This is a genomic window from Nostoc sp. 'Peltigera membranacea cyanobiont' 210A (assembly GCF_002246015.1).
Classification (GTDB): Bacteria; Cyanobacteriota; Cyanobacteriia; order Cyanobacteriales; family Nostocaceae; genus Nostoc.
This window is the reverse complement of record NZ_NOLJ01000003.1, coordinates 99,102-125,521: the sequence shown is the minus strand read 5'-3', so window position 1 is coordinate 125,521 and position 26,420 is coordinate 99,102. Positions and strand designations below refer to the sequence as shown.

General features: G+C 42.7%; 18 protein-coding genes. 1 reads left to right on the top strand and 17 read right to left on the bottom strand.

All coding sequences use genetic code 11. The features are described 5' to 3' along the window. From CDG76_RS09735 to CDG76_RS09715, 5 genes are all read right to left on the bottom strand, one after another. Nucleotides 1–1,446: filamentous hemagglutinin N-terminal domain-containing protein (locus tag CDG76_RS09735; protein WP_143854081.1), on the bottom strand; the 1,446-nt coding region annotated here is incomplete at its 3' end. A gap of 65 nt (nucleotides 1,447–1,511) precedes the next feature. After that, a complete protein-coding gene (locus CDG76_RS09730) occupies nucleotides 1,512–4,184 on the bottom strand; it encodes a two-partner secretion domain-containing protein (RefSeq protein ID WP_094348847.1) in 2,673 nt (890 codons plus the stop codon). 114 nt (nucleotides 4,185–4,298) lie between these two features. Then, on the bottom strand, nucleotides 4,299–6,797 hold the full coding sequence (locus CDG76_RS09725; protein WP_094348846.1) for a two-partner secretion domain-containing protein: 2,499 nt from the start codon (nucleotides 6,795–6,797) through the stop codon (nucleotides 4,299–4,301). Nucleotides 6,798–6,863: 66 nt separating this feature from the next. Continuing rightward, the gene (locus CDG76_RS09720; protein WP_094348845.1) at nucleotides 6,864–9,332 is read right to left on the bottom strand and encodes a two-partner secretion domain-containing protein; all 2,469 of its coding nucleotides are present in this window, start codon (nucleotides 9,330–9,332) and stop codon (nucleotides 6,864–6,866) included. 244 nt (nucleotides 9,333–9,576) lie between these two features. Beyond that, complete coding sequence (locus CDG76_RS09715; protein WP_094348844.1) at nucleotides 9,577–12,471, bottom strand: metallophosphoesterase family protein; 2,895 nt, start codon at nucleotides 12,469–12,471, stop codon at nucleotides 9,577–9,579. Between the two features lie 103 nt (nucleotides 12,472–12,574). Between CDG76_RS09715 and CDG76_RS09710 the strand changes: the two genes are divergently transcribed. After that, nucleotides 12,575–13,060, top strand: coding sequence for a hypothetical protein (locus CDG76_RS09710; protein WP_094349384.1), 486 nt, complete (start codon nucleotides 12,575–12,577; stop codon nucleotides 13,058–13,060). A gap of 231 nt (nucleotides 13,061–13,291) precedes the next feature. On the opposite strand, the gene CDG76_RS09705 is transcribed toward CDG76_RS09710, so the two are convergent. From CDG76_RS09705 to CDG76_RS09650, 12 genes are all read right to left on the bottom strand, one after another. After that, nucleotides 13,292–13,483, bottom strand: a complete 192-nt coding sequence (locus CDG76_RS09705) for a helix-turn-helix domain-containing protein (RefSeq protein ID WP_190240809.1) — start codon at nucleotides 13,481–13,483, stop codon at nucleotides 13,292–13,294. Nucleotides 13,484–13,635: 152 nt separating this feature from the next. Further along, entirely contained in the window at nucleotides 13,636–15,417 is a 1,782-nt protein-coding gene (locus tag CDG76_RS09700; protein WP_094348842.1) for a ShlB/FhaC/HecB family hemolysin secretion/activation protein, read from the bottom strand. Nucleotides 15,418–15,962: 545 nt separating this feature from the next. Further along, nucleotides 15,963–16,130, bottom strand: a complete 168-nt coding sequence (locus CDG76_RS09695) for a CopG family transcriptional regulator (RefSeq protein ID WP_094348841.1) — start codon at nucleotides 16,128–16,130, stop codon at nucleotides 15,963–15,965. Between the two features lie 525 nt (nucleotides 16,131–16,655). Further along, nucleotides 16,656–17,996: a DUF4910 domain-containing protein gene (locus CDG76_RS09690; RefSeq protein ID WP_094348840.1), complete on the bottom strand. Its 1,341-nt coding sequence runs from the start codon at nucleotides 17,994–17,996 to the stop codon at nucleotides 16,656–16,658. Between the two features lie 26 nt (nucleotides 17,997–18,022). Further along, nucleotides 18,023–18,940 carry an NAD-dependent epimerase/dehydratase family protein gene (locus CDG76_RS09685; RefSeq protein WP_094348839.1) on the bottom strand — a complete coding sequence of 306 codons (918 nt, stop codon included), beginning with the start codon at nucleotides 18,938–18,940 and terminating at the stop codon, nucleotides 18,023–18,025. 37 nt (nucleotides 18,941–18,977) lie between these two features. Further along, entirely contained in the window at nucleotides 18,978–19,862 is an 885-nt protein-coding gene (locus tag CDG76_RS09680; protein ID WP_094348838.1) for a hypothetical protein, read from the bottom strand. A gap of 161 nt (nucleotides 19,863–20,023) precedes the next feature. Further along, entirely contained in the window at nucleotides 20,024–20,581 is a 558-nt protein-coding gene (gene rfbC, locus CDG76_RS09675) for a dTDP-4-dehydrorhamnose 3,5-epimerase (RefSeq protein WP_094348837.1), read from the bottom strand. A 39-nt stretch (nucleotides 20,582–20,620) separates the two neighbouring features. Next, nucleotides 20,621–21,274, bottom strand: a complete 654-nt coding sequence (locus tag CDG76_RS09670; protein ID WP_094348836.1) for a PIG-L deacetylase family protein — start codon at nucleotides 21,272–21,274, stop codon at nucleotides 20,621–20,623. Beyond that, on the bottom strand, nucleotides 21,271–22,068 hold the full coding sequence (locus CDG76_RS09665; protein ID WP_094348835.1) for a sugar phosphate nucleotidyltransferase: 798 nt from the start codon (nucleotides 22,066–22,068) through the stop codon (nucleotides 21,271–21,273). Before CDG76_RS09665 ends, CDG76_RS09670 begins: the two co-directional genes overlap by 4 nt. 39 nt (nucleotides 22,069–22,107) lie before the next feature. Continuing rightward, nucleotides 22,108–23,373 (bottom strand): class I SAM-dependent methyltransferase, encoded by a 1,266-nt coding sequence (locus tag CDG76_RS09660; RefSeq protein ID WP_094348834.1) that lies wholly within the window; start codon nucleotides 23,371–23,373, stop codon nucleotides 22,108–22,110. A gap of 19 nt (nucleotides 23,374–23,392) precedes the next feature. Next, nucleotides 23,393–24,421 carry an NAD-dependent epimerase/dehydratase family protein gene (locus CDG76_RS09655; protein WP_094348833.1) on the bottom strand — a complete coding sequence of 343 codons (1,029 nt, stop codon included), beginning with the start codon at nucleotides 24,419–24,421 and terminating at the stop codon, nucleotides 23,393–23,395. A 3-nt stretch (nucleotides 24,422–24,424) separates the two neighbouring features. Further along, nucleotides 24,425–26,410: a tetratricopeptide repeat protein gene (locus CDG76_RS09650; RefSeq protein ID WP_094348832.1), complete on the bottom strand. Its 1,986-nt coding sequence runs from the start codon at nucleotides 26,408–26,410 to the stop codon at nucleotides 24,425–24,427. Nucleotides 26,411–26,420: the final 10 nt, after the last annotated feature.

Sequence of the window (26,420 nt, the reverse complement as noted above, 5' to 3'; positions counted from 1 at the left end):
CCCGCCATTAAAGAGATGCAAACGTCCAACATCGATTGAGATATTTCCCGCGTCTCCTTCTGTTTGACCAATTCTCGTACCCACTCCAGACAGTAGTAAAGAGGGTGTGTATCCTGAGATATCAAGGCTCTCAGTTGCTCGGATTGAGATATTTCCAGCCTTGCCCGTGGGAGGAGAGATACCGTTAAAGGGTATCAAAGATGTACTGACGATTCCACCATCTTGCAGCCGCATTCGATTTGTTTCGATGGAAATATTTCCACTCTGATTGTTCTTGCCACCAAAGAGAGTGGTGGTAATCGAGGTGGGGATTTGAATAAATGGATTAGAACCTACCACCTCTACATCTGAAGCCCGAACAGTTACATCTCCCGATCGAGAATTGTTGCCATTAGAAGAGGACTGAAGCCAAGCTCCATTTGCTAACTTTAAGCGTCCTGTCTCTACTGTTACATCTCCAGCTCGTCCAGTTACTGGAGGTCCAAAAAAGATACCTACAGAAGTTCCAATGCCAGGATTAAATTGTCCTGGGAGAGAAACACCCAGCAGTTCAACAAAGTCTGTGGTGTTGACAGTAATTCCCTTACCTTGCCCAGCAAAGGTAGTGGAACTAATATTCGACCCATCCTGCACCGTCAACCCACGTCCACGGATGTTGATTGCACCCCCGTTAATTCCACTTGCATCAACCAATGAAGCTTTTTGTAACGTAATTGTGCCCCAATTTGTCGTAGCCACAGGACTCGTCAGTTGCCATTGAGCTTGATTTTCTATTTGAATCCCAGCATTTTGCAAAGCCCACAGTTCGATATGCCCATTTGGTGCCGTCAGTTTTGCCCCTGTCATGTCGATTTGACTACCAACTAACCCTAGTGTTTGTCCGGTTTTAACTCGCAAGTCTGCCCCTTGAACTTGTATCGCTCCAGCATTTGCCCCAAGTTGCAAACCCACAGGTACACTCATAGTCAGCAAAGGAGTACCCGAAGCATTCACAGCACTAAATTCCGTCCCATCGGCAAACTTAATACTATTCGCCGTCGTTCCCACAAAGGAGCCGCCAATATTCAAGCGGGCATTTGCCCCAAACACAATCCCGGCAGGATTCATCAAAAACAAACTTACCGCGTTATTACCATTGAGAGTTTGAATTAAGCCATCAATATTAGAAACATTTCCACCTGTAACCCGACTAAATATAGTTGTAATATTTGGCGTGTTAATTAAATCGAATCTGGCTGAACCACCCGTAGGTACAGAGAAATTACTGAAGCTATGAAATAAATTATTACCTTTTTCAATCCCATTAAGAATTGTAAAATTATTAGCATTTGAGTTAACAATGGTGTTGGTTGTACCGTCGGATGTCACCTGTGCGATCGCCGGTCGCATTATCCCTGGAGTGAATAACCCACTTATTAATATAAATACAAAGGGTACGGCTTTCATTATTCAAGACTTCTTTTACTGATTTAAAGTTAGAGTTCCCATTCAGGGTATGATTGATAACATGATTAACTTCTCGGAACCGCAGCACAGGTTAATGCTGGTTGCACCTGAGTAGGAGATTTATCTGCAAATATCTCGATTTTGCCATCAGCATTACGTCGCCAACCTTTAGCCTGGACAAGAACTGCCTCTTTTGTGGGTATTTGGGCTATCACTTCGCCTGTTTTGCGGTATGCAGTTAGATTGCGGATATCAGACCAAGTGCGTAGACGTAGCCCGTCGTAGACATTGCTCGTTACCTGCTGAAGGGGATTTTGCGGCACACCACCTCGTCCCGTTGCCACAAAGCGGCTGCCTTCACTGCCCGCGCAGCCTGTAGCAATTTGCTGGGATGGATCGGTGACATTTACTGGTAGTTCGACTAAGCCGGAATTTGGATCGATACCAATAGTATTAACTTGAACAGTGCCACTCACTCCAAATTGGGAACTGGCGGTGATGTCGCTTTCTGGGGTGAGTTGGGGACGGAACTTCAGCCCAAAGATGCCTTGAGTGGTGATTTGGATGTTGCCACCTTGTCCGAGTACAGCATTAGCCGAAATGTCGCTGTTTTCCTGGGGAATAGCAACAATAGACCCCGCACTGATATCAATATTGCCTCCTGTAGAAGCACCACGAGCATTGGTGATGATGTTACTGCCGTGTCGCAACAAGAGAAAATCACTTGCTTGGAGACGGATGTTACCACGACTACCTCCATTCGCTTCGGCTCGCAGACTGGCTCCATTGTCGAGGAAGATATTACGGGCGTTAATATTGAGATTACCCGCATCCCCAGTTCCAGAATTGCTGACGGTAATTTCTGCCCCATCTCGGACACGCAAGCTGTCAGCCGTGATATTCACTGACCCAGCAGTAAAGGCATTCGCTGAGGATGCAGTGATGGTACTGGGCAGTATCCGACCATCGGGTAAAGCTTGAGAGATCCCCTGCACATCTATGTCATTGACTCGCAGGTTGACACTGCCAGCAGATCCTTGACCCAAGCTTGATGAGGTGATCTGCCCACCGTTGAAAACACTTAGGCGATCAGCTTGTAGGTTAATATTCCCACCTTGACCACTCGCCTTTTCCCCGATAGAAACGCTAATGCCACTCAATGTTCTGGTATTCGCATCGATTGCCAGATCGCTAACTGATACGTCTGTTGCTCGAATATCGATATTTCCCGCTCTGCCAATCCCTCCTATTGCACTACTAATAGACCCACCCTTTGACAGCATTAAACGTCCGGTATCAATGGCGATGTTGCCACCTTGACCATTTGCGTTGAGTCCAATTGTGCTAGTAATACCACTGGTTACACCAATATTCCTGTTGGTGCTTGTCCCCGAAATTTCCAGGCTCTCACTAGCATGGATTGTGATATCACCCCCAATGCCAGTGCCTACTCGCATATCAGTACCAATACGTCCACCATTGAACACTCCAATTCTCTCGGCTTCAATTATTAAATTTCCAGTTTCACCACTACCACCATTGAGTAAACTCGCAATCCCAGTAATCCCCGCAGACGCTGGGGAAAGCGGATTCAACTTTACATCAGCGGCTCGAATAGTAATATCTCCACTTCTCGAACCGTTGCCAGTGGAAGTAGACCGAATTCCAGCCCCATCAGAAACCTGTAAACGCCCAGTCTCAACGGTGATATTTCCTGCCCTACCCCCATTGCCAGATACGGAAGTTGCTAAACCAGCATTGAAAATCCCTTGTGATGGACTCACGCCCGACACATTGACATACTCGGTGGTTTGAACCGTGATCCCCTTTCCCTGCCCAGACACAGTACTGGCAGCAATGGAACTACTTTGAACTGTTAGACCTCGCCCTTGGATGTGAATTGCTCCCCCATCAGTTCCACCAGTTTTAAGAGCAGATGACTGTTGTAGTGAAATCGTGCCCCAGTTCGGTGTAGTTACAGTGCTAGCGAGTTGCCATCCGGCTAGATTGTCGATTGTAATCCCGGCATTCTGCACACCCCACAATTCTATCCGACCATCGGGAGCTTCTAAGGTTGCCCCTGCCATGTCGATCTGACTGCCCACCAAAGCCAGAGTTTGCCCCGTCTGCACACGCAGTTTGGCTAGAGGATTGGGCGTTTGCGGCCCCTGTACTTGAATGGTTCCGGCATTAGCTCCGAGTTGCAGTCCGACGGGCACACTCATAGTTAATAAGGGTGGTGGTGTGGCATTGGTGGCATTAAACTTAAACCCGTCTGCAAATACTACGCTGTCGGCAGTTGTACCAACAAATGACCCCCCAATATTCAGTTTGGCATTGGCTCCAAAGACAATCCCACTAGGATTGAGCAGAAATAAACTAACGGGGTTGCTGCTATTTAGAGTCCGAATCAAGCCATCAATATTGGAAACACTACCTCCGGTGACTCGACTGAAAATCGTGGAGATGTTCGGGGTGTTAATTAAATCAAATGTGGCTGAACCACCAGTGGGAACGGAAAACTGCCCGAAGCTGTGAAATAGATTACTACCTGCGGCAGTGCCATTATTAATTATGAAATTATTACCATTTTGAGAGACAGTAGTGTTGAGGGCACCATCTGAGGTGACTTGAGCATAGGTAGAGCCGCTCCCAAGAAAGATTGTCCATAATGGCAACAGCATTAAACTTGTCAATAATCGATAAACTAAACCCAATCGAATAGAGAGTGCTTTCATTTTTTAGTAGCCTTTTATACTTAAATTATCCTGATATCAACGATCAGAGAACTGTTTTAGCTATGGGAATACTTGCTCCCGATTGGCATTGAGCCGATTAAATATCTGGGCAAATTAACTATTGGGAAGTGCAGCACAAGTTAATGGCGGCTGCACATTTGCGGGAGATTGCGCCGCCACCAATTCAACTTTCCCTTCAGCATTACGATGCCAGGAAGTAGCTTGGACAAGCATTTCTGGGGATGCTCCCATTTGGGCTGTCACCTCACCCGTTTTTCGGTAAGCAGACAAATCTCGCACATCGTCCCAGGTGCGTAGGCGTAGCCCGTCGTAGACATGGCTCGTCACCTGTTGAAGGGGATTTTGTGGCACACCACCCCGACCCGTTGCTACAAAGCGACTGCCTTCACTGCCCGCGCAACCTGTAGCAATTTTCTGCGATGGATCGGTGACATTTGCTGGTAGTTGGACTAAGCCCGAATTTGGATCAACACCAATGTTATTGATTTGAACCGTGCCACTCACCCCAAATTGCGAACTGGCGGTGATGTCATTTTCGGAAGTGAGTTTGGGACGGAACTTTAGTCCGATAATCCCCTGAGTTGCAATTTGAATATTGCCACCCCTTCCTTGAACTGCATTGGCAATAATGTCACTGTTTTCTAAACCCACAATGATCGGAGCATTGATCGTAATATTGCCGCCATTACCGCTGCCACCAGCTTCTGCATTAATGAAACTGCCATGACGCATCAGTAGTAGATCCCGCAGTTGTAAATTAGTGTTACCACCTTCGCCTGCTTTTGTGGATGCTGAAATGCTTGCTCCATTGTCGAGTCGTAAGGTATTCGCATTAATGTTCAGGGTGCCAGCTTTACCAAGTCCAAGGTTCTGGACAAAAACCGTTGCACCATTACTGATGTTAAGAACTGGGGTGTTAATCGTGGTGTTACCTGAATTAGCCCTAGAAACTCCAAAAACAGGACGAACGGCCGTACCAATATAGCTGGGATTTTGTGCATCTTTTACACCATTCACATCAATCGATTCAGACGCATTGATAGTCAGTGAACCCGCATTTCCTAAAACTATGCTAGAAGCAGACACTCTGGCGCCACCTTGAAGCGACAGAGTGCGGGTATCGATTTTCAAATCCCCTGCATTACCAGACCCGAATGTGGCAGTAGACAACAGACTAAAATACAAACCCTTTGGCGCTCCCTCATTTGTCACCTGAATTGTATCTGCCTTGACGATGACATCGCCGCCATTGCCTGAAGCGTAGGGTCTTGCTGCTATATTGCCGCCAGCTAAAATAGACAGGTTTTTAGTGGAGATGGCAATATTTCCACCTTTCCCAGTTGCATAGGAAGCGGCTAATATCTGGCTGACTGCTCGAAAAGGAGAAGGATCGCCCAATGCAAAACCGTTGACCCGCATTTGATCAGTATTGATTGCAATGTTGCCACCCGGCGCTGCGCTAAAGGTACGGTTGAAGATATACCCACCCTGATCAATATTCAATTGTGGGGTGGTGATGATAATATTCCCTGCCGCACCGGAGGATATAGTTTCATTAACTAAACTGCTGGAACTCTTAAAATCAGGAGACTTGCCGACGATCTGGAGGGACTGGGTGGCATTGATTGCAATATTACCAGCAGTTTGGTCGCTGCGATTTTGCACTAATATCAGCGAACCATCTCGGATGCTGACCTGTTTCCCCTGAATTTGGATGGCTCCTCCACTTTGCCCACTGAGATCGCGTGTAGATGCTAAAGCTCGTTGGGTTATCTGAATATCGCCAAAACTCGAAGCATTGGGATAACTTAGCGCAAATCCTTGAGGGATGGAATTGAGGGCGACGCTTCCGCTAGTGATGCTACCCAGTTCTATTAGTCCTCCCGGTGCGGAGAGCAACCCTCCATCTAAGGCAACATTCCCACCCAGCAATGCTAGCGTTTTTCCAGGTTGCAGCTGTAATCCTCTTGTACCGAGGTTCAGTCCAGAAACTTGAAGTGAGTCGCCTAATTGGGCATTGTGCCCTGACCCTTGAACGGCGATGCCTGCGGCGGGCTGCGCCAACGCTCCTGGATTGCTGCCAAATTGCAAGCCAACAGGCACGCTCATAGTTAATAAGGGAGGTGGTGTGGCATTGGTGGCATTAAACTTAAACCCATCCGCAAATACTACGCTGTCGGCAGTTGTACCAACAAATGACCCCCCAATATTCAGTTTGGCATTGGCTCCAAAGACAATCCCACTGGGATTGAGCAGAAATAAACTAACGGGGTTGCTGCTATTTAGAGTCCGAATCAAGCCATCAATATTGGAAACACTGCCCCCTGTGACTCGACTGAAAATCGTGGAGATGTTCGGGGTGTTAATTAAATCAAAGCTAGCGGAACCACCCGTAGGTACAGAGAAATTACTGAAGCTATGAAATAAATTATTACCTTTTTCAATCCCATTAAGAATTGTGAAATTATTACCATTTGGGTTGACAATGGTGTTGGTAGTCCCGTCAGATGTCACCTGAGCGATCGCTCTTAACAGCATTGCCTGAGTTAATAACCCACTTGTTAATATAAATAGAAATAGTACGGCTCTCATCACCAAAAACTTCCTTTACGTGATTTAAAGTTAGAGTTGACTTTTAGGGCATGATTGATAACATGATTAACTTTTGGAAACAGCAGCACAGGCTAACGACTGCTGCACATAGGCGGGAGATTGAGCCGCAATTAATTCAACTTTGCCTTGTGCATTACGTCGCCAAGAAGTAGCTTGAACAAGAACTTCTGGGGGTGCTGGTATTTGTACTGTCACTTCGCTAGTTTTCCGGTATGTAGAGATATCGCGCAGATCATCCCAGGTGCGTAGGCGTAGCCCGTCGTAGACATCGCTCGTCGCTTGCTGATTGGGATTTTGTGGCACACCACCCCGACCCGTTGCTACAAAACTACTGCCTTGATTGTTGGCGCAGCCTGTGGCAATTTGCTGTGATGGATCAATTACATTTGCTGGCAGTTCCACTAAACCAGAATTTGGATCAACACCGATAGTATTGATTTGCACATTACCATTCACTCCTAACTGTGAACTCGCCGTAATATCATTGTCAGGGGTGAGTTGGTCGCGTAACTTCAGCCCAAAGATGCCTTGGGTGGTGATTTGAATATTGCCCCCCCGGCCTTTAATGGCATTAGCAATAATGTCACTGTTTTCTAAGCCGGCGATGATGGGTGCATTAATGTCTATATTACCTCCATCACCATTACCGCCTGCTGTTGCTGCGATCGCGCTATTGTGACGCAGCAACAACAACGTCCCAACTTGTAAGGCGATGTTACCTCCATTACCTGATTCTGTTTGTGCCTGGACACTTCCTTGACGGTCTAATCGGATGGTATTGGCTGTGATCTTGAGACTGCCACCATTGCCGCTACCTTGACTAGTGACACTGACTGTCCCGCCATCTGTCAGTGTTAGGTTCGGTGTGGTAATGCTCACATTACCTGCATTCGCCGTGAGTTTATCCGGTAGATGGAATCTCTGCCGCAGTAGTGGAGGTAGTAGAATGCTAGATGAGTTGATACTGCTATTATTGGTTCGACTGCGACCGCTAATCTCGATGGATTCCGTGGCGTTAATGCTCAAATCTCCCCCATTTCCGGCAAAAAATGTGGTTGTCCCAACTGCTCCGCCATCCAGAATTTGCAATTTGGCGGTATCTAGGGTCAAAGTTTTGGCGTTTCCGGTCGCAAAAGTGAGTGAGCTAATGTTGCTATATAGTCCAGAGGGGCTTTCTCCCATGACAGTGGTGTGGTTGGTGCGAATCGTCACTTTACCACTGGAGCCACTGCCAAAGGTAGTTGAAGCGAGTGTAGCACCATTTGACACCAGTAAACTATTGGCATTGACGGAGATATCGCCAGCGTTCCCAGAACCAAAGCTAGAAGTAGAAAGGGCACTAACGCCAGTTGGATTGATTGGTGAGAAGCCAGACAGTTCAATCGCTGTTCCATCAATGTGGATATTGCCACTGGGAGCCACTCCAACTGAAATGCTATTCAACCCCCCTCCCTGCTGGAGGGTAAGCCGGGGAGTAATTACACTGATGTTGCCACTAGCTCCGACACCCACAGCTTCAGTACGCACCCCACTCAGAATTGTGCCATCAGCTGTTCTGCCAATCAAATCAATCGCCTCTGTAGCCTGAAGGCGAATGTCGCCGGCAGAGAGACTGCCGAAATTTCGCGCCAGCACCAGAGAGCCATCGGTGAATTGAATGTGTCGCCCCCGAATTTGAACGGAACCTGCATTCACCCCACTGATATCTAATAGCGATCGCCCTGCTAGCTGAATATCACCAAAGCTTTGCCCATCTTCATATCCCAAAGTATACCCCTGTGCTGTTGGGATCAAACTAACCAATCCTGCACCACTGACACTGCCTAATTCTACTTGCCCTTGCTTGGCGGTGAGAGTTGCTCCATTCAGATTCAGATTGCCACCCACCAAAGCTAGGGTTTTTCCCGGCTGTACCCGCAATTCTGTCGCACTCGGATTTTGAGTGACAAGAGGCAGTCCACCAGGATTACTCAAGCGGTGTCCTGTGCCTTGAACAGTAATCGGTGCAGGATTGTTGCCCATTTGCAAACCAATAGGAACATTGATACTTAATAAGGGGTTAGCTTGGGGATTAATAGCGTTAAATTCAGCACCATCACTAAATTTAATGCTCTGGGCAGTTGTCCCAATAAAGGAGCCGCCAATATTAAGTTGGGCATTTGCACCGAAAATTATCCCACTGGGATTAAGCAAAAATAAATTAGCGCTACCATTGGCTTTAATTAAACCATCAATGTTGGAAACACTCCCACCAGTGACGCGACTGAAGATATTCTGCACATCTGCGGCGTTGTTGAAGATTGCCGTGTCACCTGTGGGTATAGAGAAATTAGTGAAACTGTGAAATAAATTATTACCTTTTTGTATGCCGTTAATAATATTAAAATTATTACCACTTTGGTTGACAATGGTGTTAGTTGTGCCATCGGATGTCACTTGAGCGATCGCCCTTTGCATCATCCCTGGAGTTAATAATCCACTTGTGAATATCAGTAAAAATGGTACTACTTTCATCACCAAAACTTCCTCTACCAGATTTAAAGTTAGTATTCCCAGTTGATCGCATCATTAACTTTTAGGAACCGCAGCGCAGGTTCACGACTGTTGTACCTGAGTAGAAGATTTATCGACAATTAACTCAACTTTGCCTAACTCGTTGCGATGCCAACCCGATATTATAGCCGGATGCTTTATGAGGCGCACATCCGGTTCTGAGAGGGCAGGATTATAGTTTACCGCAACTTAATATTTGTCCTCTTTACACCTTCCTGCGTTGTTTATGCTGCTTAACAGCATTATCAATCAAATAGGTCAGCCCTTTAAAGGTCATTCCACTAGGAGAGGGAAGGCTTGGAAAATCATCTTTTTCACCGCAGAGTTCATAGGCAGCTTGGATGGCGGTGGGAAAGGTTCGGAGGGCAGTTTGCCAATCCATGTCAGGAACATTTTCAGCGCTGCTTCTGTTTAAAAAATCCCCAAAGTATCTTTGGTCTTGTTTGTTGTTGCGATCTGCAATCAGGAAACCTAAGTTAGCGATTGCACCTAAACCCTGAGCAAAAATACGATCATTAAACTTATCATAAAGCTTTAGAAAGCTCGTCCCAAGTAGAGTAAACCCTATTTTAGCATTTTGATTATCAGGACTGCTCATAGAAACTTGATCTGCAAGAGTTAATGCTGATATCCAAACTGCTAAAGGGTAGTTCTTTTCATGACTTTCTGCATTTCCCCATTCGGCAAAGAAACTACGATGCCCACGGGCTTGGCTGGAATTTTTTCTAAAAAGTTCAATAGCTTGGCTTATATCTCCTGCATCTCGATAGTGTTTTGCCAAGTTTACCAGTCGGTAAGGATCATCAGGGTCTTTTTCACATATTCCTTTCGCGATTTTAATTGCTAAACTAAATCTTTGAGATTTCTTGAAATGCCCTGGGAGGGAAAAATCCCATTCTTGAAGTTCAGGAATATGTTCTCCTTCAACTCTCGCAGCAATTGCTGCCTTAGCTAGATCGACATACAATTCATCCACATCCTCTCCAAACTGCTCAGAAAGAATCTCCACAACCGCTTGAGCGATAGTTTTGTGGCGTGTCAAAATAAAATTCCCCGCCTGGATTGCTGCCGCTTCTTTACCAAGAGGAAACAATACTTTTGATTTGAGTTCTTGTTTCTCACACTTCAGAACCTTTGCTAAAACTGGTTTAGAGAGGAACATCAACCCTTCCGCGTGCATCGCAGCAATATAGGCAAACGCTTGCTGCAAGTTGCTACCCCCCGGAATTCCCCGTGTGGCAAATCGATTCAATAGAACCAAGAGATGGTCTTTCAGTTTATCCCCCAGTCGCATTTTCAGCATCGCGCCAAAAAAAGCTCCTTCTCCTGTTGTAGACTCCTGTTCTGCAGAATCCATCAACAATTGTACCGCCATTACCTCCGGTCTACCGGATAGTTGCCCTAACCCCTTGTCTCCATACTTCTGCCACGCTTGCACCACCACCGTTGCATCCTGACGACTCAGCCCTGAAATGCATTTCTGCTGAAAATTAGCGATCACAGACCAGTCTCTTGGTGGTTTAGCTTCCTTCCCACTAGCAATCCAATCTGTATCTCGGCAGGTCAACAAAAACTGCACATCGTCCCTCTGTTCTTTACGCAACGCCCTCACCGTTTCAAACGCCCCACCAGCAATCCCATCCGCATCATCGCTGGCAATCAACCATTTTCGCCCATCCTTCGGCAACGCCAAAATCTCTGTCCACAACAGGTTAGCATCTACGTCATGCCGCCACAATACTTGCCAGGACGGATCGAACTCTACCAAGGTAACTAGTGTCTGAAATACCGCCGTCGATTTGCCTTCTCCCCCCGCCCCCAGCAGCAAAACAACCGTGGGCTTGTCTTGCCCTTGTCCACTTTTGAGCGCATCACACAGTTCCCTGACAATTTCTCGCTGGGGAATAATCCGAGACAGGACAATCCGCAAACTAGGAGTGCTGCCATCAAAATATTGCAACGCTTCCTGCTCCGATAATTCATTGTTCTCCAGCGCAGCCCGACGACTAGCCAGGGTCTCATGATTCTCAAGGTTCCAGCCTGTTGGCGGCGTCACTTTCGGGAAGGTCGGTTGGTTAGAAAATGTTGGTAATTTCGTGGCAGGTTGATTAGTTCCAGGTAAAGAGAAAACCCACCAATCCCCATTTTTTAGTTGTCGCTCTGGATGAAACGCTTCACTACTCAACACCCATCCTTGATGGTCAGCAGACCAGTGACGCGGTTGCAACCGAATCTGCTGCTGCTCCAGATCCAATTCTCCCCACAGCAGCCCATTTTTCCAAACCTCATCATCCCGTGCCTGAAATGCTGCCCCCGCCTGAATGTTCAAAAAAGGTTTGCCTCCGCTGCTTTCATCCCCTTTTGCCCTGGCTTTATGAAGATGACCATGCAAGTACAAGACACCATGTTTGCCAAAGATTTGTCGAATTCGTTCTGCGTCCTTCTCCAGAAACCAATCCAGTGGATGATGCCCCAACACGATCCTAGCATGGCAATCTTGCAACTGTTCCAGTGCTTCCTTCACTAAATCTACCCCAGGTGTCAAATTTCCCTTGTCTTCATCGTCCTTGGATAACCAAGCCGTGTTGATGCCAACGATGCCAAGCTTCATATTCCTAATTTCTAGCACTTGAGAAAAGGTACCCGCAGGAGAATCGAGCCATTTTTTGGGAGCATGGCTGTCGTCTTTTTCTTGGTAAGCTCTCACCCCAGGCAGTAGGAAATTTTGACGCTTTGTCAAACCAGATTTTGTTGTATCAAAAACTTTACGGTCAGCTTGAGTAATCTCATCCCGTGCCAGAAACTCCATCTTGTCCCTGTCTACGTCATGATTCCCCGGAACAGCTAAGATAGATCCCTGCCAAGCCTTCCCAAAAATTTCGTAGAGTTTTATCAGAAAGTCATAAGCAAAAGTCTCATATTCTTCTGCTTGACCGCGATTAGCAATATCCCCTGTAATGAAAACTATATCTGGCACCCAATCCTGCTTTTGCTTCTCTTCAACATGCTTGAGGATTTCTCTAAACATATTGTTCTGGGCGTAACCATCCTTGCCTACATGAAAGTCTGAGAGATGCAAGTAGCGAATTGTCAATACCATAGCTATTAAAGTGCTTCAACAATAAACGATTGCATTTTCTACTCACTAGTGCGAAATGCAAATTTATACTTTATTCTATCCTCATTCATACTTTTTGTATCAAATGTCTAACATACAACCTTCTAACTTCACTCCACCTTCCGAGTTTGAGCTAGATATGCTCAGACAAGAATATTTTTTCTTACAAACTACAATCGAAGATTACAACAAGCAAATTTGGGTGATTAAAGCTCTTGGAATTACAGGTACTGGTGCTGTGATCGCTCTTGCCTTACAGCAGAAGCAAGGTCTGATTGTTCTGCTAGGTTCAGCTATTCCTGTCTTTTTCTGGGTTTTAGAAAGTCAATGGAAGCATTTTCAGCGAGGATTTTATCCTCGTGTAATTGAGATTGAGGAAATTTTAGTAAAAGATTGCAAGCTAAGAAGTCCTGCTATCTTTGGAGAGTGGTGTCGCTCGTTTAAACGAAATACAGTCTCTAAGCGTAAAGGATATGTTTGGGATGGGCTACTTAATCCTAGCGTTTTCATTAGTTATGTTTTAGAGATTGTTTTCCTTTTACTAATCTGGCGGTTTGTACCCTTCACCTAAATTAGGTGTTGAGTCGATGCTATGACATAACCCATTCCTCCTGCCTTCTGCTTCAATATCGGGACTGATTAGTTTGGCATTTCTTTGCATCGGTGTATAGGGACGTTATCCTGCACAATTACTTTAGTACGTCCTGTTCTTTGGGCATCGGCTGCTTCTTGCTCCATTATTTGGATATAAGACTTGCGGTTAACACCTCCGATCACCAAACCTTGAAGAAGAATTCAGAAGTCAGAATTCTTCTTCAACCCATTTGTGCAAAACCTCTCTTACCGTTTGAACAGTCAAATTAAAGTGAGCAGCTATTTTCTCCACGTACCAGCCATGTGCGTTCAGCCTAATTATTTCTGCTCGGTCTTTGACCTTCTGTGGCACCTCTGCTGTTCTCAGATTTAATAGGGCTTGATTTTGCTCACGAGTCAAAAATACTCTTAGACAATCGTCCGTATAAAAAATTACCTTGTTGGATTCATTTTGCGTATTTATTTATCTTTACATAGTTGGGTTTTTTCTGCCTACCTACTTATACCTTGTATTTTAGGTTGCCCAAAACGGTATAGTTTTGAAACGATGCCTCAAAATGCGGAATAACGCAGTGAGAAGTACAAGCCATTTTCTTGGAGCGATCGCTTTTCACCATCCACTGAAATCAAAGGAATGCCCCAATCAAAACGGGCTGAGAAGTCATCACCCTGTTTCCACAACAGCCCCAACCCAGTACTAACAAGCGTACTCGGTGATGGATTTTCGCCCTTGACATTCCAGCCTTTGCCAACATCAATAAAGGGTGCCAGTTGCAACACCCCGCCAATCTTGGGAGCGCGGACAATGGGTACTCGAAATTCTGCGGAAAATAACAGGCCATTATCTGTGAGTAATGCGTCTTGGCGATAGCCGCGTACACTTAGCTGTCCACCCAGACCAAATTGCTCCAAAGGCACTAAGGAATCTGCTGCCAATTGGAAATCGCCCCTGACTAAAAATAGCGTGTCCGGTGCTAATTGCCGCACCCACTGCGCCTGTCCGCGCCACGCGAAAAAGCGGCTATCTGGTTCATTATTACTGACATTAGCATCAAACCAATCTACACCAAGGCTAAATTGCGATCGCGCCGCAAATACATATTGGTTGCTTCGCTGGGTATATTCTTGAAAAAAGCGCAGAGCCGAAATATTGGTTTTTCCGTTCGCATCTGCACCGGGTGAGAGTTTAAACGGCCCAATGTTATCAATGCCCAACTCAGTTTGGCTTGACTGACGCGAGAATGACAGCCCGATTGCTAACTCTTGGGTTGGTTTTTGCACCAGTGGTTGCCGATAGCCCAATTCGTAAGAGCGGGTATTTGATTGAATATCAAGGACGCTGAATGGCTTTTCAATCACGCGGTTCCATCCTTGGCTAAAACCAAAGAATACAGTGCCATTGTGGGCATTAATTGGCAGTGTGTAATTGGCATTGATTGTATTACTGCCATCGGTATTGGCGTATCCCACGCTCAGGGTATCACCCAAGCCCAATAAATTGGCTTCTTGCAGATCCACTCCCCGGCGAAAACTGCCGACACTTGGCGATCGCCCATTATCCAGGCTTGCCGTCAGCTTAAAAGTTTCTGCTTCTTCAACCTCCACTTGCAATACATTGGTTCCCGGATGCACGCCTGTCTGCAACTCGGCTGACAGGTTTTGAATCCGCGGATCAAGGCGGAGTAGTTGCAGCTTTTCTAGTAAGTGTGGTACATTTAAGGGTTTGCCAGCACCAAGTTGGATGCGATCGCGAATGTATTGACTGTGCAATCGTCTATTACCGACAATCTTGATTTCTTGCACACTACCCTCGATCACCTGAATTTTGATCGTCCCAGCTTCTATTGTCTGCGGTATAATCAACGCCCCTGTGGTGACATAGCCGTGATCAGTATAGAGTTTCGTGATGGCATCTTTAACTTGCAACAACTCTGTAAATGTCAGTTCCCGTCCCACAAAGGGATTTGTAACAGTGGCAAACTGTTCTGGTTTGAAAACTGTACTGCCAACAACTTCAATGCGATCGACCCGAAATTTGGTATTAGGGTCATTCTGCTCCAGAATCGGCTGATTCGGTAGTTTTAGGGATGGAAGCAATTGATTCTCGTATGGTGGCTTGGGTAGCACATCCGACGGTAACGCAGTGTCAGGAAGATCGTCTAACCGACCTGGGGGTAATGTCTGAGGAGCGGGAGTTTGGGCGATTGCATCCTGATAGTTGCACAATATTGCTGCGATCGCAAAGCTGAGTGTTATAAATCCAGCAAAAATCCTCAGTTCGCCCACGGACTTGCTTACCTTTGGCTGATTTATAACCAAGGTTTTTCTAATCATTATTTGTAATTAAATAAATTAGGGATTAAATTCTTAATACTTTGGAAAGTATAAGTAAATAAGTGGTAAGTACTATATCTAACTTAAATTTTTTCCTAAAAGATCAGTAATATTACTATTTGTCAAAAAATAGTTCAGAAGCAAAGCCAGATACAATAAGGGTATTCTGCCCGAAAAAATGGATAAATTACTGCTTAAAGACAGCCACAAAACTTGAAATTTGGTAGTTTACAAAACACTTGCAAACTCACTACCGCTACGGGTAAGTAAGCTAGTAAGAACATCTTGATGCTGAATTATACCTACCTTTTATTCAATTAATTTGATATTTTTAATTATGCAAGTGTATCAAGATGATTGCACAATATCCAAAGCAAAAGTCAGAGCGAAGATTTCCTCGGCTCTGAACTTTGTAAGAAAGTATTCTTATTTAAATTCCCTAACTTTAATTATAGGGATTCACTGTTAGCTGATGACTGTTAAGCAGCATATTTCACTGAAAAATTAAGATGTACTTATCCTGTTTGATTTTTTTGCAGTCTGATTCACGAGGTTTCAGAGGCTTTTTCATCTTTAGGATAAAGAGAGCGAATTAACTCCCGAATTACATCAGTTGCTGGTCTGCCAGTCGTTGAGCAGTATTGTTCAAGCTTCTGTGCCTCGCCTGATGTGAGATTGATTGTAAGTCGTTTAACAGCCCATTTTTTATTCATGTACTAGACAAGGTATGTTTTTAAACTACTTCTCTAATATCAATCATCTAAACTGCTCTTACAATGGTATAAGTAATGACATTTGTTTCAAGTAATCATGAAGTTAAATAGGATATTTATCCAAGTAATAGTGAAGAGATGAAGTATATTCTAGATTATCAAGTTAAGCTACTTTCCGGGCAGTAATTATAAATAGAATGTAAAAATAACAGTAAATATATCAATACAAAATAAGTATTCTCACAGAACAGCGGCTACACAAACGTACTCCTTTGGAGAAACCGTTGGCGCAGCCTCTCAAAGAGAAGGATAACCTGGATTTCTCACAAGTGAGAAATCCAAGGGGTGTGGGAGGTGTGGGAGGTGTGGGAGGTNATCGCTCTATGTGATTTTGCTCGTGGCATGGTTGAAGAAGCGTTTGCCCACTCCCCACACTCCCCTTCCCCTGAAGCCTACACTATGCGTGAGAAGGACTTGCCTACGTTTGCGTCGTAGCGAATTTTATTTTCCCAATCTTTTTCAAACTTAGTTGGTTTTAATTGTTAATAAGTCATGTGTTGATAATGTATCGGCAGCAGATTTAATCACATCAAATGACATACCCGACTTTTCTGCAATATCTAATAGAGTATGCTGACCGTCAGATAAATTTAAAACCCACAGGATTGCCATTTCATTTAGCCCGCTATCTTTGTTACCACCAACTGCCCGATATATTCCTCTTTTACCTAACTGTGGTTCACATTTGGGATTTTTGTTGTAGTAGATTTCGTTATTGTTGAGGATATACAACATCGAATTACATTGAAAGAATGACTCGGCAAGATATTGGGGTTGAACGAAATTTAAATCATCTGCTGAGGTATGGTATTCAGGAAAACTACCATGAGGCGATCGCATGAAGCAACCTACAGCTAAATTAAATCCAGGTGAGCAATATTGTCGCTCATCATAGCCATAGGGGAAGAAATCTATAATTTTGTGATCTTGTTTTGAGTTTTTGAGTACATAAGCAGCAACTTTATCGATTTCAGTGTCACCTCTGCGGCTTTTTTTGTAGGTAAAGTTGCCTGCATCTCCTAAACAAGTTAATACCAAGCCATGTTTAATGTTATTGACTTTAGCTTCATTGAGAGCTAACCATGTAATTGAGCCAATGGTTCCAGGAATCCAGAGAAATCTATAGGAATATCTTGGTGTAGTTTGACTTAAATATTTAGCGATAAAAGTAGCGATCGCAATTCCTGAAAGATTATCATTACACAGTGAAGGATGACAGGCATGGCAAGAAATCAAGACTTCATCAGTACTGTCTCCGGGAATATAATACTCGCCATAAGTCAAATAACCTGGTTGCAGAGAAGAATCGATACATACTTCATATTCTTGATCATTTAGTTGCAAATACTGATTGTGAGTCAGGCAAAAACCCCAACTTTCCTTGTAATATGAAGTTCGGTAAGGAATCCAATTAGGATAATCAGCAAGTGTAAATAGATGTGATTTAAGTTCTTGAAGAGATATTTTTTGATGTATAGGAATACTATAGTTAACAACGTGCAAATTTGAATTAGTAAAATCTACAATTTTTTCACCTTGAGAGTTTTTGATATAGGCATCTTTAATATTCCACTCATTAGGAACTGTCCAATCAAATACCTCTGTTCCTGTTGGCACTTCATGAACTGACAAAGGAATATACTGCTGGAGAATTTTTAAAGTTTCTCTAAAACCATTACCTGTAATACTACGGCAAATGGGATATAAATCAGAAATTAGTTGGTAAATTTCTAGACTGATATTCTTTAAGTTAAAAGAATTTTTTAGATCGACTAAATTAATATTCTGAAGTCTATCTGCAACCATAAAGCGTCATTTTGAATTTTGAATTGTTAATGATGTTTTGTATACCAATTTACAGTCAATTCCAAGCCCTTCTTTAGAGAAATTGAAGGTTGCCAACCTAGTTTATCGTATGTATAAGCCGTATCAGCTACTCTTATTCTTTCCATCGGCCGCTCAGGTAAAGCACCAAATAGTGGCTGGATTTGAGGGTTGACCAGATTAATAAGCTGGGACACAACTGCATGAATGGGTACTAGTTCTCCCGAACCTAAGTCGAATGTACAACCCTCTACATTAGGAACTTGTGTTGCAGCGAGAAGTCCTGCAATCACGTCATCGATATAAATCCAATCAACTTGACGCTTTCCACTACTAAGTTTTGGAGCTTGCCCTTGCAACAAAGAAAGAATAACAGAAGGAACGATCTTAGACACATTTTGCCCTGGCCCATAGGTCATAAAAGGTCTAACAAGAACTACAGGTGTCTGATACAGTCGATGGAACATCCGACCATAAGTACTACTAGCAAATTTAGCAATACCGTAAGGAGAAGAAGGAACTACTTCAGGACGATCTTGTTCTGGTTCCTCTAAAGAAGCTATTAACACAATGCGACTACAACCAATTTCGGCTGCTACCGTCAATAAGTTAATAGTACTAGTCAGTAAACTGTGAAAGGTAGGCAATATGAACTCTAGATTAGGAACTGCTGTCACAAGACCGGATAAATGGAAGATTAGGTCAGGTTTAATGCTGTGGAAAAGATTTTGAACAAACTTAATGTCTTCCATGTCACCGTGCCACCATCGCAAGCAGCTGATATCAGAAGTATGAAAACTGCGAGAAACAGCATGTACTTCTGCACCATTGTGGCATAAATGACGGACTAAATGAGATCCTAGAAATCCGCTAGCACCTGTAATCAATATTGTTTGTCCAGACAATTTTTCAACAGAGTTCACCATTTATTGCTCACAGACTGGATGGAAAACAAAAGTTCTTCTACAAGAGATTGTTTGTTGTAGACAACAACAATGTATCAGTAATTGGGTAGAAGTCAGTGCCTCGTAAGAAGTCGCCTAAAGAAGTTCCTGTACAAGCTGAATCAATATTTGGCGCACCCTTTTGAGCTATGACATCATCAAAATGTACAGTTCTAAAGTCAATACTGAAACGAGTATAGCCTGATGTGTTGGGAATAGTAGAGTGCATCTGCGCCCCTGAAAAGAGAATCATGCCACCGACTTGTGTAATTAACTGCAATTGCGGCTCCATTTCTAAAGTTTCTTCCGCATGGGGTTGCTTGCGTGTATCTGTTTTAATGTGCTGTGCCGCATTTTTGCGACTTTCTTTAGTCCACTGAGCGTAGTTATAATCTCTTGAGCTATTCTTAACTGGTTGACTCCAGTAGCGGGGATGGAATGCCATCGCATTCTCTGGGGTAATATCGTAGACAGGAATCCACCAGTTGATCTGGCACAGAGGAGCAGAATACCAGATGTCACGATGAGGATGGAAAGCGTAAGCAATACCAGCAGTCAGATAGCGATCGCTGGTTGCTGTTCTCAGGCGAGGTACATCGAAATAGGTTTTGTTCAAGTCACATCCACTTTCTTTCAAGATGCCTTGAATGAGTTGTTTAGATTCAGGGTGATGGATAAAAGTTGGCTTGAGTTGTGCTAAAATATCAACGTATTTCTCTACAGGCAGGCTATGTTGTGCTTCTCTCGGATCTAAAGGGGCAAACGCTTCTTCAACCATGCCACGAGCAAAATCACATAGAGCGATCGCACTGGCGCAAGGAGAAAAGACAAACAATTGTCCATTATAAAGATGCTTGCGTCTGATTTCATCACTAAAAATCGAATCAAAATAAATTGTATTCACTTCGCCCCTTATCTGCTGTAACAAAGTTTGAACACAGTGTTAAGTATGAAAATCAAAATTTGAAAAATTAAATTTTGATTTTCCGTGTCTCTGCGCCTCTGTGTGTTCCTAATCCTATATTTACTCAGCAACTATATATTTTTAAATTGATCTTAAAAGTCTTACATCACCGTAGTCGTTACAATTTTTTTCGATTCAAATAAACTCCAAGCCCGATCTTTATCCGAAATTTCAGTCACAGATAGAGGCCATTCAATACCAAAAGCTGGGTCATCATAGCGATACCCGCCAGCATATTCTGGTGCATAAAAATCACCCATTTGATACATCACCTCCGTCTCATCGCTCAGAGTTTGAAAACCGTGAGCGCACCTATCTGGTATATAGAGAGCAAGACGATTTTCAGCAGTTAACTCTATACCAATATAAGATAAATAGCTAGGAGAATCTGGACGCAAATCGATAATTACATCATAAATAGCCCCCCTGATACAACGCACCAATTTTGTTTCTTGAGAAGGAGGCATTTGATAATGCATACCCCGCAATGTTCCTTTTTTATAGTTAAAAGATAAATTGCATTGGGCAATAGTAGGTTTTAAGCCACGATCTTGAAATTCCTGAGTACAGAAACTCCGAGCAAAAAAGCCCCGAATATCTCGGTGCAGTTCTAAATCAACAATAAATGCTTCTTTTATTTTAGTTTCAGTAAATATCATAAATTTACAAACCTGAGATTAAATTCAAATTTTAATTTTTCAGAAAAATATTTTTCGACAGTAAAATGCTTCCGCATATTTACTCGGTGAATTTGATTCAATCCCCCGAATTCTGAGCATTGAACGAAAAGTCTCTTCTGTAAACCACTGCTTATTATTCTGGGTAGCAAACGCATCTAAAATATATTGAATTTTTCGGCGGCAGAGTGTTTCATTTAAATGGACAAAGAAATTAGGAATACCCAAATCACCATCATATTTGGGTATTTCATATTCTAAAATTAAATGATTTCTAAAGGTATTCCAAGTAAAGTCAGAAATTAAGCGATGATCTTGATGGCGATCGTCTCGATGATGAGTAAAGATTATATCTGGTGAAAATTCTTGCTTCAACTGTTCAAAGCATTCCTTCACCTCTATCCCTTGAAAAGGCAAAAAGCCATCTCGAAAATTTTTAATGATAATTTTCTTGACTGGGATTTCTTTTAAGAAAAGACTAGCGCTTGTGGTTGCTTCCTCTGCTCTTTGCTCATTGGAACTAAAGACAACCCAATAAATAACAACATGTTGGTAATTTTCTATCAGCTTTAAGATTGTGCCTCCACAACCAATCTCGATATCATCGCAATGAGAGCCGAGACAAAGAATTTTGTACTCAGATTCGTCTGTCTTATTCAACCTAAGTTGGATCATACATGGTCTACTTGTACTTGTTCATCTCCCCAAACTTCCCAAGGTCTTCTGCCTTGAGCATACATATCATCCAACTGTTGTTTCTCTTTAAATGTATCCATTACTCCGAAAAAGCCAGTGTATTTATATGCAAAAAGTTCTTCTTTGGCAATCAATCTTTGAAAAGGCTCCATGACCAGTTCTTCGCCATAATTTATATAGTTAAAAATCTCTTTTTTAAACATAAAATATCCTCCATTAATCCAAATATCACATTCCTTTACATCTTGGATATTTTTTACCAAACCATTCTCTTGCATGTCAACTAAGTGAAAAGTTTGGCTTGGTCTGACACATAAAAAACTACCAATTTTATCACGCTGATAAAAATTATTGATATACGTTGGTAAATGTAAGTCTGTCAAACCGTCACTGTAGTTAGCTAAAAATACTTCTTCTCCTTCTAAATATTTTTCTACTGCCTTGAATCTTTGTCCAATATTGGCAGTTAACCCTGTATCTACAAATGTGATATTCCAATCTTGAATATCCCGATTAAATAACTGAATTTGGCTACCGTTGGAAAGGCTAAAGTTATTAGAAAGCCATTCATTGTAATTTAAGAAATAGCTTTTAATGAGGTCGGCCTTGTAACCAAGACATAAGATAAAATCTTTGTGCCCATAGTGAGCATAGTATTTCATGACGTGCCATAATATTGGTCTATAACCAATATTCACCATTGGCTTAGGAATACTTTCTGAATATTCTCTCATTCTGGCTCCTAAACCACCGCAAAACAAAACTACTTTCATGTCCCTTACCCCTTTTTGACGAGTAAAAATATTAAATACTTAAGAGTAGACATTAACTTCAGGAATTGGGACAATAAATTGACCTCCCCAATCCCGAATGTAAGCCATTTGTATCATAATTTCATTTTTCAGATTCCAGGGCAAAATTAGTATATAGTCAGGCTTTGTTTCGGCAATTTTGTCTGGATGAAAAATCGGAATATGAGTTCCTGGTAAAAATTGACCCTGTTTGTAAGGGTTACGGTCTACTGTATAGTCAAGAAAATCTGTGCGGATACCACAATAGTTTAAGAGAGTATTTCCCTTACCTGGAGCACCGTAACCAACAATCGATTTTCCCTCTCGCTTAACTTTTATCAAAAAATCTAATAAGTTGCGTTTAGTTTCTTTAACTTGTTCACCAAAGGAAAAATAGTATTCTAATTGCGTAAAACCAGCCGCTTCTTCTCTATTTTTCAGTTCTGATACTTGGTCACTAATAGGTTTAGAAGAGTCTTCATTGTGGCGGGCATAAATTCTCAAAGAACCACCATGAGTGGTTAATTCTTCTACATCAAAAATTGTCAAGCCGTGAGCAGCAAAAATCTTGTCTACAGTAATAAAGGAAAAATAAGAGAAATGCTCGTGGTAAATAGTATCAAACTGATTTTCCTCAATTAACCGCATCAAGTGGGGAAACTCCATAGTAATTACACCATGCGGTTTGAGAATAATTTTCATTCCTTTGACAAAATCATTGAGATATGGGGTGTGAGCAAGAACATTATTTCCGAGTAATAAATCTGCCTGTTTGCCCTGAGCAACCTGTTCTTGCGCTGTTTTCTGTCCAAAAAATTTGACAACTGTAGGAATACCTTTTTTAATTGCTACTTCAGCAATATTTGCTGCTGGCTCTATTCCCAGCGCTGGGATACTTTTGGCAACAAAGTATTGCAGCAAGTAGCCATCATTACTAGCAATTTCTATTACCTGACTTTCCTGGTTTAATTGGAAACGTTCTACTACTAAATCAACGTATTTTTTGGCGTGTTTTAACCAGCTATCAGAGTAGGAAGAAAAATAAGCGTAGTCGCTAAAAATATTTTCTGGACTAATGTATTCTTGAAGTTGAACTAAAAAACACTCCTCACAAACATAGACATGCAAAGGATAAAATGGCTCTACTTCATTGAGTTGTTTGAGACTGCGATAACTTTCGCAGGGAGGAGACATACCTAAATCTACAAAGGTATGATGTAAGCCTGTTCCACAGAATAGACAATTACCAGTTATTAGCTGATTATTTGTTGGCTTTAGTAAATTCATAACTTATTATATAAAATTTTTAAACAGTCTGCCAGAAGAAATCTCGATCGATTTGCTGAGTGCGAATGAGGTATTCCAGTTGTTTCAGGCGGGTAAAGCCTCTAGACTCAAATGTTCCTCTCTCCATATCAATTTGCTGAAAAATATTATATAGTTGTTGGGCACCTCGTTGGGCATCCCATTCACATTTGAATCCTGGTAAGTTTTGGTTAATTTTATTAAATAAAACCCGATAGCTGCGGTTATCAGGATCGTGTTTACCAAAGCTCAATTCACAATCTGTAAAGACATCTGCAACTATTTGAGCAATTTGTTTGACTTGATAGTTGCTATTTGTATCACCGACATTGAAAATTTGGTTATGAATTACATCACGCGGAGCTTCTAAGGTACAGATAATTGCTTTGCAGATATCCAATAGATGCACTAGGGGACGCCAAGGTGTACCGTCGCTGTTCATCTTGATTTCTTTAATTGTCCATGCCCAACCGGCTAGATTGTTTAAGACAATATCAAAGCGCATTCTTGGAGAAGCGCCATAGGCTGTGGCATTTCGGAGAAAGGTGGGAGAAAAGCCATCATCAGCAAGCAGTTTTACATCCTGTTCGACAAGTGCTTTGCATTTGGCATAAGCTGTTTGGGGATTGATGGTAGACTCTTCGCTAACGTAGTCTTCAGTGGCAAAACCATAGACACTGCATGACGAAGTATAGACAAAGCGTTGGATTCCAGCTGCTTTCGCCAGTTTCGCTATATGTACCGAGCCTTTGTGGTTGATATCGTAGGTGATATCAGGGGCTAACTGACCTAAAGGGTCGTTAGAGAGTTCTGCCATGTGAACTACTGCTTCCACACCTTGTAGGTCTTCTGTTGTAATGTGGCGGATGTCTTTGTTGAGGGTTTTGGCAGTTACTTTAGTGCCGTTATATAGCCAACCTACTTTATAAAAGCCAGTATCTAAACCAATAACTTCATGACCTTCTTGAATCAACAGAGGAGCTAATAATGAGCCGATATAACCTTCAGTTCCAGTTACAAGTATTTTCATATCCTATAGTGCGATCGCAGTTTGTGGGGATTTTAATTCAGCAGGAATCTTGTCTGGAATATTTTCTTCAGAAATAGCAAGCAACTTGGTAGCAATCTCATTCCGTAAGGGAGCAGCTTCATCTTTAGTCAACCAAGCAAATAACTTGGCTACCGCTTCAGGAGAACAATCGATTTTTAGAGCTTCTTGGAGAATACGCAAAGCACCAGTCAGATTACCGGATATCAGAGGAAAGATTACCCTGTTTTCTAGAAGATATTCAAAGTTATAGCTACGGGCGTTTGCTGTCATCTCTGTACAAAGATCGTCTGGAAGATAGCTCTCTGTAATCTCGATAGCACGGCGAAGAAATACTGCATGATTTCCTGTCAAAAAAAGCTCATTCGACATTTTGTTAGCGTACAAACTTGTATCTACGCGATAACAAGCCAAAATTTTTGGTTCATACCAACAATCATAAAAAGTAGCAATCCGTTTACAAACTTCCCACCCGTTAAGATCGCTCAACTCAGAACAATATCCCCCTAGTCTTTCATAGGTTTGCCGACGAACAACTATTGCCGAGGGTCTCAACGGATTTGTCACTACAATCTGTGACAGCCAATCTTGAATAATACCTCTGTCTTCTCCATACCAGTCAAAAATATCACCTTGGGAAAGAAATACCCCTTTTTCGTCAATATTATCAAAACCTGTGAAAGCTGCTCCAACAGAATCCGAACAATCTTCTAGACTCTCCTTGAGTTGGGAATAAAAACCAGGAAGAACGTAATCATCATCATGAAGTATGTGAATCCATTGCCCTCGACTGAGTGTAATCCCTGTATTATGGTTTCCCGCTAACCCAATATTTTGCGAATTCCGGTAGTAGCTTACTATACCTCTGCCAATAGAATTCACTAGATCGAAGAGTGGCGGCGTACTGGCATTATCCATTACCAGAATTTCCATTTCTTCTTCTCCAGTCCATTGTGCTAAAACACTAGCTAGACATTCGAGAAGATAGTCAGTACGTTTATATGCAGGAATCACCACACTCCAGAATGGCCTCTTTTTTTCACTAGCCACAACGGCTGGAATCTTGGGAAACTTATAGTTTCTCACAATTACTTCCTCTTGAGGAAGCTCCGGTGTAATCGGCACTTCCTGATGTTTGTCGGTTTCTGCATCAGCTACAAACGCTTTGAGGTAGTGGGGATTGGTGAGCTTCAACCCTTGCTGATAGGCAGATATTGCCTCTGGTAACTTGTTTTGATCTTGGTAAATTTTGCCTAATTTGAAGTAAATTTCTCCGTTGTGAGGATAGAGTTCTAATATTTTTTGATAAGAGGTTACTGCCTCTTCAAAATCACCTTGTTGTTGAAGCGCCATTCCCAAGTTATAGTGAGCATCGAGCAAATCAGGCTGTAAAGCGATCGCAACTCGATAGTAAGCCACAGCAGTCTTTAAATCTTTTACTTGGTGCCGATTTCTGCCTAACTCATTGTTTAACGCCCCGTATTGAGCCTGTTGTTGGGAAGAAAGCTTTCCTTGGGCGTGCAATGCGTTACCTAAATTCACTTCAGCTTCAATACAGTTGGGCTGTAACTCTAATGCTTTTTGATAGCAAGCAACTGCCTCTTCCCATTTGCTTTGTAGTTGTAAGGTATAACCAAGGTTATTATAAAGTGGCGCTGAGTCTGTCTTTAGTGCTATGGCTTGCTGATATGCTTCCACCGCTGCTGGTAACTGACCTTGGGCTTGATATAAATTACCTAGACTGAACCAAGCCTTGACGGAGTTGGGCTGAATCTGGAGGAGTTCATTCAACAACTGTTCAGCATTTTGGAACTGACCGACCTGCTGTGCCAGTATGCCTAACCCATATAAAGCTTCTGGGTGGTTAGGCTCTTTTTCCAAAATCTGACGGTACAGTTGTTCGGCTTTGGTTAAATCATTGGCTCTATAATGTTTCGATGCTATTTGGAGAGATTCAGTAATTGTTGTCATTTTAAGTATT

What these genes read in the sequence shown, in the direction of transcription:
- CDG76_RS09655 (WP_094348833.1), bottom strand. Translation starts at nt 24,421, where the DNA reads ATGAAAATACTTGTAACTGGAACTGAAGGTTATATCGGCTCATTATTA.
- CDG76_RS09710 (WP_094349384.1), top strand. Translation starts at nt 12,575, where the DNA reads ATGTCTAACATACAACCTTCTAACTTCACTCCACCTTCCGAGTTTGAG.
- CDG76_RS09725 (WP_094348846.1), bottom strand. Translation starts at nt 6,797, where the DNA reads ATGAGAGCCGTACTATTTCTATTTATATTAACAAGTGGGTTATTAACT.
- CDG76_RS09700 (WP_094348842.1), bottom strand. Translation starts at nt 15,417, where the DNA reads ATGATTAGAAAAACCTTGGTTATAAATCAGCCAAAGGTAAGCAAGTCC.
- CDG76_RS09650 (WP_094348832.1), bottom strand. Translation starts at nt 26,410, where the DNA reads ATGACAACAATTACTGAATCTCTCCAAATAGCATCGAAACATTATAGA.
- CDG76_RS09715 (WP_094348844.1), bottom strand. Translation starts at nt 12,471, where the DNA reads ATGGTATTGACAATTCGCTACTTGCATCTCTCAGACTTTCATGTAGGC.
- CDG76_RS09695 (WP_094348841.1), bottom strand. Translation starts at nt 16,130, where the DNA reads ATGAATAAAAAATGGGCTGTTAAACGACTTACAATCAATCTCACATCA.
- CDG76_RS09685 (WP_094348839.1), bottom strand. Translation starts at nt 18,940, where the DNA reads ATGGTGAACTCTGTTGAAAAATTGTCTGGACAAACAATATTGATTACA.
- rfbC (WP_094348837.1), bottom strand. Translation starts at nt 20,581, where the DNA reads ATGATATTTACTGAAACTAAAATAAAAGAAGCATTTATTGTTGATTTA.
- CDG76_RS09670 (WP_094348836.1), bottom strand. Translation starts at nt 21,274, where the DNA reads ATGATCCAACTTAGGTTGAATAAGACAGACGAATCTGAGTACAAAATT.
- CDG76_RS09690 (WP_094348840.1), bottom strand. Translation starts at nt 17,996, where the DNA reads ATGGTTGCAGATAGACTTCAGAATATTAATTTAGTCGATCTAAAAAAT.
- CDG76_RS09720 (WP_094348845.1), bottom strand. Translation starts at nt 9,332, where the DNA reads ATGAAAGTAGTACCATTTTTACTGATATTCACAAGTGGATTATTAACT.
- CDG76_RS09730 (WP_094348847.1), bottom strand. Translation starts at nt 4,184, where the DNA reads ATGAAAGCACTCTCTATTCGATTGGGTTTAGTTTATCGATTATTGACA.
- CDG76_RS09660 (WP_094348834.1), bottom strand. Translation starts at nt 23,373, where the DNA reads ATGAATTTACTAAAGCCAACAAATAATCAGCTAATAACTGGTAATTGT.
- CDG76_RS09665 (WP_094348835.1), bottom strand. Translation starts at nt 22,068, where the DNA reads ATGAAAGTAGTTTTGTTTTGCGGTGGTTTAGGAGCCAGAATGAGAGAA.